Genomic DNA, 12,823 nt, shown 5'->3' on the forward strand with positions numbered 1-12,823 from the left:
ATCGCCGCCGATGCCCTGAGATTCCGCATGGAACGGGCACGTATTCAACGAGAAGGGGAGATAGTCATGAAGATGGTACAGCTCACGCGCCGCAGTGCGGCATTGATGCTTCTGGGAACCCTGGCCGCCTGTGGCGGCGGCGGCGGTGGTGGTGGATTGGGAGAACCGGGCGGCGGAGATCCCGGCAATGGCGGAAATCCTGGCAACCCCGGCACGCCCGGCAACCCCGGCGGCGGCACAACGACCCCGGTGACCGGCCAGTACCGCATGGAGACGGCTGCCGAAAACTTCGACGCGGCCCTGTCCGCCATGAACACGCTGGGGGCGCAAGGCTATGCCTTCACCTACAGCCTGGCCTCGGGCGGCACGACCTTCCCCATTCCCATCGGTGACTTCTACGTCACCGACACGGCCCACACCGGCACGCGCCTGGACTACCGCATGGTGCCCGACGTGGCGGGCGTCTCGGCCCTGGTGGCCCAGCTCAATGCGCAGGGTGCCCAGGGCTACCTGTACAAGTCGGGCATGGCGTTCCCGAGCAGCACGCAGGACTTGCGCAACCTCTATGTGCGCAGCAGCAGCGCCGCCGCCACCTACAGCTACGAGACGCGCCCCGCCGTGGGTGCGCTGGACACGTCCGGCTTCACGCAGCAACTGGCCGAGATGAGCGGCCGGGGTTTCCGCTACATGGGCCCGCTGATCTCGGGCGACGAGATGTTCAACCTCTACGTCAAGGACTCCAAGGCACCGGCCTTCGAGTACGCGGTGTTCGCCCTGGCCGCGCCCTTCGGCATGGCCAACGGCACGGCGCTGAAGCAGCGCCTGGACGAGATGGGTGCCAAGGGCCACCTGCTGCGCGGCGCCCTGGTGCTGCGCGGCAATACCGAAGGCGTGCAGCTGTACGAAAAGAGCGGCGACCAGCAGGGCGCCATCGAGTACCGCCTCGAATCCGTGTCCAACAACGCCAGCCTCGCGCAGCGCCTGGAGCAGTTCAACCGCAACGCGGCCGAAGGCTTTTTCGCCTTCGGCGATGTGGTCACCGACGATGGCCAGTTCCATTCCATCTCGGTGCGCAACGTCAAGCGCATGGTCCATCCGCTGGCCGGTGCCTCCTTCCCCTGAGCAGGGCACAGGCATGCGCGGCCGGCGCATAATCCGGCCATTTTCCGCAGCAAGGGCGCCCCAGGGCGCCCTTGCTCAGTTTGTTTCGAGAATCCATCCATGACTGCTTTCGAGGCCGTGCTCTTCGACTGTGACGGCGTGCTCGTCGACAGTGAATCCATCACCAACCGCGTGCTGTGCACCATGCTCAATGAATCGGGCTGGCCCATCAGCACCGAGGAATGCCTGCGCGAGTTCATCGGCAAGACCGTGCGCAGCCAGGCCGCGCTGATCGAGGCGCGCACCGGCAAGCCGCTGACCGACGCATGGATGGCTGCCTTCTACGAGCGCCGCAACGCCGCGCTGCGCGCCGAGCTGGTGGCCATTGACGGCGCGCTGTCCGCCGTCAGCGAATCCCATGCGCTGTGCGCTGGCCGCATCGCCTGCGCCTCGGGCGCGGACCGCGCCAAGGTGGAGATGCAGCTGGCCCAGGTCGGCATGGCCCCGTATTTCGAGGGCCGCGTCTTCAGCGGCCATGAGCTGCCGCGCAGCAAGCCCTTTCCCGATGTGTACCTGGCAGCCGCCGCAGCCCTGGGCGTGGAGCCGGCGCGCTGCCTGGTCATCGAGGACACGGTGACCGGCGTCACCGCCGGCGTGGCCGCAGGCGCCACGGTCTGGGGCTACTTCCCGGCCGACCAGGGCCATGCCTCGGCCGAGCAACTGCTCGAAGCCGGCGCCAGCTGCGTGTTCGGCGACATGGGCGAGCTGCCGGCCATGCTGCGCGCCATCGGGCAGGCCAGCGCCAGCGCCTGAGCTTGGGCCTGAGCCGGCCCTAGCGCAGCCGCGGCGAAGGCGTCTCGTCCACGGCCTGCGCACGCGCAGCCTGCTGCTCGGCCTGCAGCGCCCGCTGGAAGGCGGGCCGCTGCTGCAGGCGCTGCCAGTAGGCCTGGGTGGCAGGCCCCCATTGCGGCTCCATCTCCAGGTGCGCCGACAGCATCAGCGCATAGCCCACGGCCACGTCGGCAGCGGTGAAGCGGTCTGCCGTGAGCCAGTCGCGCTGTTCCACGGCCTGCTCCACGGCGCGCAGCCGCGCGAGGAACCAGCGCTGGTAGTCCTGGGCCACCTGGGGCTGGCGCCGTTCGGCTGGCTCGAAGTGCGCATAGCGCAGCACCAGGGTCTGCGGGAAGGTCAGCGTGGCATCGCTCATGTGCAGCCAGTTGAGGTAGGCCGCGAAGCCCGCCTCCTGCGGCTGCACGGACAGGCCCGCCCCGGGGTGCAGGGCGGCCAGGTATTCGCAGATGGCGGCTGACTCGGTCAGCCTGGCCTCGCCGTGGCGCAGCAGCGGCACCGTGCCCAGCGGGTTGAGCTCCAGGTAGCTGCGCTGCAGCACGCGCGGCGGAAACGGCAGCATGTGCAGCGTGTAGGGAAGCTGCAGTTCTTCGAGCATCCACAGCGCGCGGAAGGAGCGCGCGCTGACGCAATGGTGGAGATGGTGCATGCGCAAAGCCTAGGCCAGATGCGCGGACGGCGGCAGTCGCGCAGGATGCAAATCGCGCCAGGATGCGCGCGGCCCTCACTCGGGCCGGACTCGCGCGCTCTTGCGGAATTCGGAAGGCGACAGCCCCGTCCACAGCCGGAAGGCGCGGATGAAGCTCTTGTCGTTGAGAAAGCCGCAGGACTGGGCGATGCGCTTGATGGGCCGGCTGGTGCGCAGCAGCAGGGCCACGGCACGCTCGCGCCGCACCTCGTCCTTGAGCGCCTGCAGCGAGGCGCCTTCTTCCTTGAGCTGGCGATGCAGGCTGCGCTGGGACAGGTGCAGCTGGCGCGCCAGCGTGTCGGCGGTCTGCAGGCATTCGGCGTCGGCCGCCAGCAGCTGGCGCACGCGCTGTACCAGCTGGCGCTCGCGCCGGTAGGGGCGCACCTGCAGCGGCAGGGCGCGCTGCAGCATGCGCTGCAGCGCAGGCTCGTCGCGCGTCAGCGGCATATCCAGAAAACGTGCGTCGAACTGGAGGCAGGCCCGGGCCGCGCCAAACTCCACCTCGCCCGGCGGGAACAGCAGCGCATACACGCCCGCATGCGGCGGGGGATCGAAGGGAAAGCAGGCGCGCCGCAGCGGCAGGGGCTCATCGATGAACCAGCTGGCCAGGCCGTGGATATTGCGCAGCACCGACAGCAGGCAGAACTCGCGCATGGCGCCCAGCGTGGAAAGCTCCTCGATGGCCAGCGTGGCCAAGCCGTCTTCCTGCGTCAGCGTGAGGCGGATGTCGTCGGCCAGCAGGCCATGGTGGCGGCACCAGCGCGCCAGCGCCAGGCCCAGCTGCTCGCTGCCCATGCTGGCGCGTGCCAGCATGCCGTAGCTGCCCCAGGGCAGGCGCCGGGAGAACCAGCCCAGGGCCTCGTCGTCGAGTTCGCGCATGGCGGCATCGGACAGTGCCTCCATCTGCAGCGCCGTGATGCACTCGTTGCGCTCTTTGACGGAGTCTGGCGCGATTTGTGCCTTCTCCAGGGCGGACAGGGCGCTGATGCCCCGGCGTTCGTAGGCCAGCATAATGGCCTGCACAAAGGCCATGGGCGTGACTGCAGGGTGTGCCGAGGCCATGGTGGCGGCCGCCTGGGGCAGGGGGGTCTTGACCAGCGAGGGGGTGAACATGCTGGCAATTATTGCAACCTTCGTGGCCTGTTCTGCTCGGGGTTGGCCCTTATGCTGCCACGCAATAGCTGCCGTGACGGGGCAGGCCACTGCATTTGCCCGTCCCAGGCGCCGCCGACGACACAGGAGACAACGCATGCCCGCCCAGAACGCCCCGCTCGCTTCCAGCCATGCCCAAGGCCGCACCGATGTGCCGCTGATCGAGCAGACCATCGGCGATTTCTTTGCCGACATGGCGGCCCGCCAGCCCGATCGCGAGGCCCTGGTCAGCCGCCACCAGGGCCTGCGCTACAGCTATGCCGACCTGCATACCGAGGCGCGCCGCCTGGCCAGCGCGCTGCTGGGCCTGGGGCTGGACAAGGGCGATCGCGTCGGCATCTGGTCGCACAACAACGCCGAATGGGTGCTGATGCAGCTGGCCACGGCCCAGGTCGGCCTGGTGCTGGTCAACATCAATCCGGCCTACCGCACCTCCGAGGTGGAGTACGCGCTCAACAAGGTCGGCTGCAAGGCGCTGGTGACCATGGCGCAGTTCAAGACCAGCGACTACCTGGGCATGCTGCGCGAACTGGCCCCCGAGCTGGCCACGGCCGAGCCCGGCCGCCTGCATTGCGCGCGCCTGCCCCAGCTGCGCAGCGTGGTCTGGATCGACGTCGCAGGCCAGGGCGAAGAGCAGCCCGGCATGCTGCGCTTTTCCAGCCTGCTGGCGCGCGGTGATGCGCAGGATGCGCGCATCGACACCGTGGCCGCCACGCTCAAGAACACCGACCCCATCAACATCCAGTTCACCAGCGGCACGACGGGCTTTCCCAAGGGCGCCACGCTGACCCACCGCAACATTCTGAACAACGGCTTTTTCATCGGCGAGTGCATGCGGCTGACGCCCGAGGACCGGCTGTGCATTCCCGTGCCGCTGTACCATTGCTTCGGCATGGTGCTGGGCAACCTGGCCTGTTTCACGCATGGCTCGGCCATCGTCTACCCGAATGACGGATTCGATCCGCTGCTGGTGCTGGAGACCGTGCAGGCCGAGCGCTGCACGGGCCTGCACGGCGTGCCCACGATGTTCATCGCCGAGCTGGACCACCCGCGCTTCAAGGAGTTCGACCTGAGCACGCTGCGCACCGGCATCATGGCCGGCTCGCCCTGCCCCATCGAAGTGATGAAGCGCGTGGTCAGCGACATGCACCTGTCCGAGATCACCATCGCCTACGGCATGACCGAGACCAGCCCCGTCAGTTGCCAGAGCGATGCCGACACGCCGCTGGAGCGCCGCGTGTCCACCGTGGGCAAGGTGCAGCCGCACCTGGAGGTGAAGATCGTCGACCCGGCCACGGGCGAGGTGGTGGCGCCCGGCGTCTCGGGCGAGCTGTGCACGCGCGGCTACTCGGTCATGCATGGCTACTGGGGGGACGAGGCCCGCACGCGCGAGGCCATCGACGACGAGGCCTGGATGCACACCGGCGACCTGGCCACCATGGACGAGCAGGGCTACGTGAACATCGTCGGCCGCATCAAGGACATGGTGATCCGCGGCGGCGAGAACATCTACCCGCGCGAGATCGAGGAATTCCTCTACCGCCACCCGCAGGTGCAGGACGTGCAGGTCGTCGGCGTGCCCGACGCGCGCTACGGCGAGGAGCTGTGCGCCTGGATCATCGTCAAGCCCGGCCAGGCGCTGACCGAAGACGGCGTGCGCGACTTCTGCAAGGGCCAGATCGCCCACTACAAGGTGCCGCGCTACATCCGCTTCGTCGAGGCCTTCCCGATGACGGTGACCGGCAAGATCCAGAAATTCAAGATCCGCGACGAGATGATCGCCATGCTGGATCTGCGCCCGGCCAGGACCGCCTGAGGGCTGCTTTCATGCGCTGCCGCCAGCTGTCCACTGCGTGCCGCCTAGTGCGTGCCGCCCTCGGGCGCGGCCACGGCCGAGGCTGCAGCGCGGCGCGCCACGACCAGGCGCTTGCGCAGCGAGATCTCCTGCATGTCCAGCTCGCTGACCAGGCGGCGCAGCGACTCGTCGTTGATGCGGTGGGCCTGGCGCTCGGCGTAGAGCGCGTCGCGCTCCTGGTGGATGCAGCGCAGGCGCAGCTCGATCTCCAGCAGGTAGCGCAGCTTGCGCTGGCGCACGACTTCGGGCGCCTCGCGCTGGATCTCGATGCTGGAGGCCGTGCCGCTGCCGTCGTCCAGCAGCTGGACGCGGTTGCGGTACTCCTGCGTCAGGTGGCCCATGACCTCCTGGTGCATGGCCACCCATTCGGGCGTGTGGCCCTGGATCTCTTCCTCGCTCAGCGTCAGCCCGCCAATGGCGGACTGGCAGGCGGCCACGCGCGCCAGGCGTTCCTCGCGCACCGTGGGCGATTCGCCGGGCTGGGGCATGCGGCGCAGGATCAGCGGCAGCGCGATGCTGCCCAGCACCAGGGTGAACAAGATGGTGCCCGTGGCCAGGAAGATCAGCATCTCGCGGCCCGGAAAGGGCTGGCCGTTGTTCAGCAGCATGGGCACGGACAGCGCGCCGGCCAGCGTCACGGCGCCGCGTATGCCGGCCATGGTGGTGGCCAGGTTCAGCAGGTGCGAGGGGCGCTCTGCCATCTTTCCCTGGAAGTGGGCGCGAGCCAGGCTGCGCTGCACGCCCAGGGTCAGCCAGATCCAGCGCATCAGCAGCAGCGCGCTGGAGATGATCACCACATAGCCCACCAGCACCCACCATTCGCTGCCCGCATCGTGCAGCGTCACGCCGATGATGGAGGGCAGCTGCAGGCCCAGCAGCAGGAAGATGGCGCCGTTGAACGAGGCTTCCACCATGCTCCAGGTGCCCTCGGTCTGCAGCCGCTCGCTGATGTAGCTGCTGCGCTCCAGGTCGGCGAAGTTGGTGGCAATGCCCGCGGCCACGGCCGACAGGATGCCCGACACGCCGATCTTTTCGCCCACGATGTAGGCGGCGAAGGGCAGCAGGATCAGCAGCAGCACCATCTGCGTGGCCGCCACGTCGCCCAGGCGGCGCGTGATGGTGCTGCGCGCATAGGAAAAGCCCCAGCCGATCAGCGTGCCCACGCCCAGGCCGCCCAGGGCCATCCACATGAATTCCTTGGCCACCTCGGTCCACGAGAACAGGCCGGTCAGCGTGGCGGCAATGGCGAACTTCAGCGCCACCAGGCCCGAGGCATCGTTGAGCAGGGACTCGCCTTCGAGGATGTGCATGGTCTTCTCCGGCATGCCCAGGTTGCGCGTGATGGCCGAGACGGCCACGGCATCGGTGGGCGAGACCACGGCGGCCAGCGCAAAGGCCACGGTCAGCGGCATGCCGGGCACCAGCCAGTGGATCAGCCAGCCCAGCCCCACCACCGTGAACAGCACCAGGCCCAGCGCCAGGCGCAGGATGGGGCGGTACAGCGAGAAGAACTCGCGCTTGGGGATGCGCCAGCCGTCGGCAAACAGCAGCGGCGGGATGAACAGCAGCAGGAACAGCTCGGGATCGAAGGCGATGTGCAGGCCCTTTTGCGGCCAGGCGATCAGCGCTCCCAGGGCGATCTGTATCAGCGGCAGCGGGATGGCGCGCACATAGCGCGCGGCAATGCCGGTCAGTGCCCCCAGCAGCAAAACGAGCAAGACGATTTCAACGGTGTGCATACGGCATTTTCCCCAGCCCGGGCCGCCGTTCTTTGCAGCACATTCGAAAAAACCAAGCGCCCGCATCGGGCAAACACAAGAAGAGGCCACACATGAGCATTCTGGGCACCCAACTCAATCCGCGTTCGGCGGACTTCCTGGCCAATGCCGCCGCCATGCGCGCCGTGGTCGAAGACCTGCAGGCCCAGGTGGCCAAGGTCGCCGAGGGCGGCGGCGAGGCCGCGCGCGCCAAGCACGTGGCGCGCGGCAAGCTGCTGCCGCGCGATCGCGTGGCCATGCTGCTGGACCCGGGCACGCCCTTCCTGGAGATCGCGCCGCTGGCCGCGCTCAACATGTACCGCAACGATGCGCCAGGCGCGGGCCTGATCGCCGGCATCGGCCGCGTCAGCGGCGTGGACTGCATGATCGTGTGCAACGACGCCACGGTGAAGGGCGGCACCTACTACCCGATGACGGTGAAGAAGCACCTGCGCGCCCAGGAGATCGCCGCGCAGAACCGCCTGCCCTGCATCTACCTGGTGGACTCGGGCGGCGCCAACCTGCCCAACCAGGACGATGTGTTTCCCGACCGCGAGCACTTCGGCCGCATCTTCTTCAACCAGGCCAACATGAGCGCCGAGGGCATTGCCCAGATCGCCGTGGTCATGGGCTCGTGCACGGCCGGCGGCGCCTATGTGCCAGCCATGAGCGACGAGTCCATCATCGTCAAGAACCAGGGCACCATCTTCCTGGGCGGCCCGCCGCTGGTGAAGGCCGCCACGGGCGAGGTGGTCAGCGCCGAGGACCTGGGCGGCGGCGACGTGCACACGCGCCTGTCGGGCGTGGCCGACCACCTGGCCCACAACGACACCCACGCGCTGGCGCTGGCGCGCCAGGCCGTGGCCAACCTCAACCATGCCAAGCAGCCTTCGGCTGGCGACCTGCCCCCCGAGGCGCCGCTGTTCGACGGCGGCGAGCTGTACGGCGTGATCCCCGTGGACACGCGCAAGCCCTTCGATGTGCGCGAGATCATCGCCCGCGTGGTGGACGGCAGCCGCTTCGACGAGTTCAAGGCGCGCTTCGGCGCCACCCTGGTCTGCGGCTTTGCGCGCATCGAGGGCATGCAGGTGGGCATCATCGCCAATAACGGCATCCTGTTCAGCGAATCGGCGGTCAAGGGCGCGCACTTCATCGAGCTGTGCTGCCAGCGCAAGATCCCGCTGGTCTTCCTGCAGAACATCACGGGCTTCATGGTGGGCCGCAAGTACGAGAACGAAGGCATTGCCCGCCATGGCGCCAAGCTGGTGACGGCCGTGGCCACGGCGGCCGTGCCGAAGTTCACCATCATCATCGGCGGCTCCTTCGGCGCGGGCAACTACGGCATGTGCGGCCGCGCCTACTCGCCGCGCTTCCTGTGGATGTGGCCCAACGCGCGCATCTCGGTCATGGGCGGCGAGCAGGCGGCCAGCGTGCTGGCCACCGTCAAGCGCGACGGCATCGAGGCCAAGGGCGGCCAGTGGACGGCCGAGGAGGAAGAGGCCTTCAAGGCCCCCATCCGCCAGCAGTACGAGGATCAGGGCCACCCCTATTACGCGACGGCGCGCCTGTGGGACGATGGCGTCATCGACCCTGCCGACACGCGCCGCGTGCTGGCGCTGGGCCTGGCGGCCACGCGCAACGCACCCATAGAGGACACGCGCTTCGGCGTGTTCCGCATGTGACGGCGGCCCCTCTTTCCTTGCAGCGAGGTACTTCATGAAAACCACCGCACTGACCCTCGAATTCCAGGGCCCCCTGGCCACCATCACGCTGACCCAGCCCGAAGTGCGCAATGCCTTCAGCGACGAGGTCATCGCCGACATCACCCAGGCCTTCCACTCCGTGGGCAAGCGCAGCGACGTGCGCGCCGTGGTGCTGGCCGCCGAGGGCCCGGCCTTTTGCGCGGGCGCCAACCTCAACTGGATGCGCCGCATGGCCGACTACTCGCGCGACGAGAACCGCGAGGACGCCGGCCTGCTGGCCGAAATGCTGCGCGTGATCTACGAATGCCCGCAGCCCACCATCGCGCGCGTGCAGGGCGATGTCTATGCGGGCGGCATGGGCCTGGTCGCTGCCTGCGACATGGCCGTGGCCGCCGAGGGCGCGGGCTTTTGCCTGTCCGAGGTGAAGATCGGCCTGATCCCCGCCACCATCAGCCCCTACGTGATCCGCGCCATGGGTGCGCGCGCGGCCCACCGCTACTTCCTGAGCGGTGAACGCTTCGACGCGGCCGAGGCGCTGCGCATCGGCTTCGTGCACCGCGTGGTGGCGGCAGACGAGCTGGACAACGCCGTGGACGGCCTGCTCAAGCACCTGGTCAGCGCCGGTCCCGCCGCCGCCCGCGCCTGCAAGCGCCTGGTGATCGATGTGGCCGAGCGCGAGATCAACGAGCAGCTGATCGCCGCCACCGTCGAAGGCATCGCCGACATCCGCGCCAGCGCCGAGGGCAAGGAGGGCGTGCAGGCCTTCCTGCAAAAGCGCAAGCCGGCCTGGCTGGCCTGACACGCGCGGGCTGCCCATTCATCGCGCCACCACCGAGCAACGTCGAGCCAACGCCGAGCCAACACCATGAGCACCCTGACCGACTCCCTCGTCCAGTGGCTGCAGTCCGTGGGCCTGTACCCGGGCCCGGCCGTGCACCACACGGTCAGCGAGGCGGCTGGCGAGGTGGCCGAGCGCGTGGGCCAGGCCACCAGCGGCATGGACATGGCCGGCCTGCTGGCGCTGGCCGCCGCACTGGGCTGGGCCAGCGGCTTTAGGCTCTACGCCGTGGTCTTCGTGACCGGGCTGCTGGGGGCGCTGGGCTGGGTGGCGCTGCCGGGCGGGCTGCATGTGCTGGAGCATCCGGCCCTGCTGTTCGCCAGCGGCGCGCTGCTGTTCGTGGAGTTCTTCGCCGACAAGATCCCCGGCGTGGACTCGGTCTGGGACCTGCTGCAAAGCGTGATCCGCATCCCGGCGGGCGCGGCGCTGGCGGCCGGCGTCTTCGGTGCGGACAGCGCGACCATGGCCACCATGGCGGCCCTGATGGGCGGCTCGCTGGCCCTGTCCAGCCAGGTGGCCAAGAGCACGGCGCGCGCGGCCATCAACACCTCGCCTGAGCCGTTTTCCAACGTGGGCGCGAGCCTGGTGGAGGACGGTGCCTCGGTGGGCGCGATCTGGCTGGCGCTCACGCATCCGCTGGCCTTCGCCGCCGTGCTGCTGGTCGTGGTCATCGCCCTGTGGCTGCTGACCTGGGCGCTGTGGCGCTTTCTCAAGGCCGTGGTGCAGCGCCTGCGCTCGCTGTTGGGCGGGTCTCCCGCGATGAATCAAAAACCATAGCCGCCGGTCGCCGAATGACCGGGGCTGCAGAGAAAACACTGGAGATAACGCATGTTCAAGAAGATCCTGATCGCCAACCGCGGTGAAATCGCCTGCCGCGTCGCGGCTTCCGCCCGCCGCATGGGCGTGCGCACCGTGGCCGTGTACTCGGACGCCGATGCCCGCGCCAAGCATGTGCAGGCCTGCGACGAGGCCGTGCACATCGGCGGCAGCGCCCCCAAGGACAGCTATCTGCGCTGGGAACGCATCCTGGAGGCCGCCAAGGCCACGGGCGCCCAGGCCATCCACCCCGGCTACGGCTTTCTCAGCGAGAACGAGGAATTCGCCCAGGCCTGCGCCGATGCCGGCCTGGTCTTCATCGGCCCACCGCCCTCGGCCATTCGCGCCATGGGCCTGAAGGCGGCCTCCAAGCAGCTCATGGAAAAGGCCGGCGTGCCCCTGGTGCCCGGCTACCACGGAGCCGACCAGGACCCGCAGTTGCTGCAGCGCGAGGCCGACCGCATCGGCTACCCGGTGCTGATCAAGGCCAGCGCCGGCGGCGGCGGCAAGGGCATGCGCCTGGTCGAGCGCAGCGAGGACTTTGCCGCCGCCCTGGCCAGCTGCCAGCGCGAGGCCATCAACAGCTTCGGCGATGACGCCGTGCTGGTCGAGAAATACGTGCTGCGCCCGCGCCATATCGAGATCCAGGTCTTTGGCGACACCCAGGGCAACTGCGTCTACCTGTTCGAGCGCGACTGCTCGGTGCAGCGCCGCCACCAGAAGGTGCTGGAGGAGTCCCCCGCGCCCGGCATGACGCCTGCGCTGCGCCAGAAGATGGGCGAGGCCGCCGTGGCCGCCGCCCAGGCCGTGAACTACGTGGGCGCGGGCACGGTGGAATTCATCGTCGAGCAGCCCGGCGGCTACGACCAGCCCGAGGCCATGAAGTTCTACTTCATGGAAATGAACACCCGCCTGCAGGTCGAGCATCCCGTGACCGAGGCCATCACGGGCGAGGACCTGGTGGACTGGCAGCTGCGCGTGGCCAGCGGCCTGCCCCTGCCCAAGCGCCAGGACGAGCTGCGCATCACCGGCCATGCCATCGAGGCACGCATCTGCGCAGAAAACCCCGACAACGGCTTCCTGCCCGCCACCGGCACCCTGCATGTCTACCGCAAGCCCGACTGCGCCAGCTTCCGTGTCGGCGACGTGCGCGTGGACGATGGTGTGCGCGAGGGCGATGCCATCAGCCCCTTCTACGACTCCATGATCGCCAAGCTCATCGTGCATGGCGACACGCGCGAACAGGCGCTGGCGCGGCTCGATGCCGCCCTGGCCGAGACACGCATCGTGGGCCTGGCCACCAATGTGCAGTTCCTGCGCCTGGTCATCGCCAGCGATGCCTTTGCAACCGCCAAGCTGGACACGGCGCTGATCGAGCGCGAGAAGCAGCATCTGTTCCACCAGCAGCGCCTGCCGCAGGCACAGGCCGTGGCCGCCGCCGTGGCCCAGGTGCTGCAGGCCGAGCGCGCACAGGAAACCGCCGATCCCTTCAGCCGCCGCGACGGCTGGCGCTCGCACGGCGTGGCCGAGCGGCGCTGGGACTTCCGCCAGGGCGAGGCCGCCGTGCCCGCGCGCCTGCGCTACCTGCATGACGGCGCGCTGCAACTGGCCGTGGGCGAGGGCGAGTCCCTCGCCGAGGGCCTTCTGTCCTGGCAACAGGCCGGGGACGGCGCCTTCGACGTGCAGTTCGCGGGCCAGCGCCTGCGCGCCCAGGTCCATGTGCTGGGCGAGCAATGCCATGTGTTCGCTCCCCAGGGCGCGGCCGTGCTGGGCCTGGCCGATCCGCTGGCCCATGCGGGCGAGGTGCAGTCCGAAGGCGGCCGCCTGACGGCGCCCATGCCGGGCAAGGTGGTCTCCTTTGCCGTCAAGGCCGGCGACAAGGTCAGCAAGGGCCAGCCGCTGGCCGTGATGGAGGCCATGAAGATGGAGCACACCATCGCCGCGCCCGGCGACGGCGTGGTGGCCGAGCTGCTGTATGCGCCCGGCGACCAGGTGACCGAAGGCTCCGAGCTGCTGCGCCTGGAAAGCTGAGCCCGCAGGCAAGACAGTTTTGCGCAAAAGTCG

At 68.9% G+C, this 12,823-nt stretch carries 10 protein-coding genes; 7 read left to right on the top strand and 3 right to left on the bottom strand.

Going from position 1 to position 12,823, the window contains the following annotated elements; translation table 11 throughout:
* Positions 1-66: 66 nt before the first annotated feature.
* On the top strand, positions 67-1,122 hold the full coding sequence (locus LGR64_RS00075; RefSeq protein ID WP_141829033.1) for a hypothetical protein: 1,056 nt from the start codon (positions 67-69) through the stop codon (positions 1,120-1,122).
* 99 nt (positions 1,123-1,221) lie between these two features.
* Positions 1,222-1,914 (top strand): HAD family hydrolase, encoded by a 693-nt coding sequence (locus LGR64_RS00080; RefSeq protein WP_012207775.1) that lies wholly within the window; start codon positions 1,222-1,224, stop codon positions 1,912-1,914.
* Between the two features lie 19 nt (positions 1,915-1,933).
* On the opposite strand, the gene LGR64_RS00085 is transcribed toward LGR64_RS00080, so the two are convergent.
* On the bottom strand, positions 1,934-2,599 hold the full coding sequence (locus tag LGR64_RS00085; protein ID WP_013800391.1) for a glutathione S-transferase family protein: 666 nt from the start codon (positions 2,597-2,599) through the stop codon (positions 1,934-1,936).
* Positions 2,600-2,674: 75 nt separating this feature from the next.
* The gene (locus tag LGR64_RS00090) at positions 2,675-3,751 is read right to left on the bottom strand and encodes an AraC family transcriptional regulator (RefSeq protein ID WP_088165664.1); all 1,077 of its coding nucleotides are present in this window, start codon (positions 3,749-3,751) and stop codon (positions 2,675-2,677) included.
* A gap of 136 nt (positions 3,752-3,887) precedes the next feature.
* On the opposite strand from LGR64_RS00090, the gene LGR64_RS00095 reads away from it, so the two are divergent.
* Entirely contained in the window at positions 3,888-5,606 is a 1,719-nt protein-coding gene (locus LGR64_RS00095) for an AMP-binding protein (protein ID WP_141829032.1), read from the top strand.
* A 44-nt stretch (positions 5,607-5,650) separates the two neighbouring features.
* Here LGR64_RS00095 and LGR64_RS00100 read toward each other — a convergent pair whose 3' ends face one another.
* Positions 5,651-7,384 carry a Na+/H+ antiporter gene (locus LGR64_RS00100; protein WP_013800394.1) on the bottom strand — a complete coding sequence of 578 codons (1,734 nt, stop codon included), beginning with the start codon at positions 7,382-7,384 and terminating at the stop codon, positions 5,651-5,653.
* A gap of 92 nt (positions 7,385-7,476) precedes the next feature.
* On the opposite strand from LGR64_RS00100, the gene LGR64_RS00105 reads away from it, so the two are divergent.
* The 4 genes from LGR64_RS00105 (at position 7,477) to LGR64_RS00120 (ending at position 12,790) form a co-directional block, all read left to right on the top strand.
* Positions 7,477-9,084 (top strand): carboxyl transferase domain-containing protein, encoded by a 1,608-nt coding sequence (locus LGR64_RS00105; protein ID WP_047327945.1) that lies wholly within the window; start codon positions 7,477-7,479, stop codon positions 9,082-9,084.
* A gap of 34 nt (positions 9,085-9,118) precedes the next feature.
* Positions 9,119-9,904 carry an enoyl-CoA hydratase/isomerase family protein gene (locus LGR64_RS00110; protein WP_141829030.1) on the top strand — a complete coding sequence of 262 codons (786 nt, stop codon included), beginning with the start codon at positions 9,119-9,121 and terminating at the stop codon, positions 9,902-9,904.
* A 66-nt stretch (positions 9,905-9,970) separates the two neighbouring features.
* Positions 9,971-10,720: a DUF4126 domain-containing protein gene (locus LGR64_RS00115; RefSeq protein WP_043820273.1), complete on the top strand. Its 750-nt coding sequence runs from the start codon at positions 9,971-9,973 to the stop codon at positions 10,718-10,720.
* Positions 10,721-10,771: 51 nt separating this feature from the next.
* The gene (locus LGR64_RS00120; protein ID WP_065346949.1) at positions 10,772-12,790 is read left to right on the top strand and encodes an acetyl/propionyl/methylcrotonyl-CoA carboxylase subunit alpha; all 2,019 of its coding nucleotides are present in this window, start codon (positions 10,772-10,774) and stop codon (positions 12,788-12,790) included.
* The last annotated feature ends 33 nt before the right edge of the window (positions 12,791-12,823 follow it).

Origin of the sequence: Delftia sp. Lp-1, from assembly GCF_020523835.1 — a bacterium.
Lineage (GTDB): Bacteria > Pseudomonadota > Gammaproteobacteria > Burkholderiales > Burkholderiaceae_C > Comamonas > Comamonas acidovorans.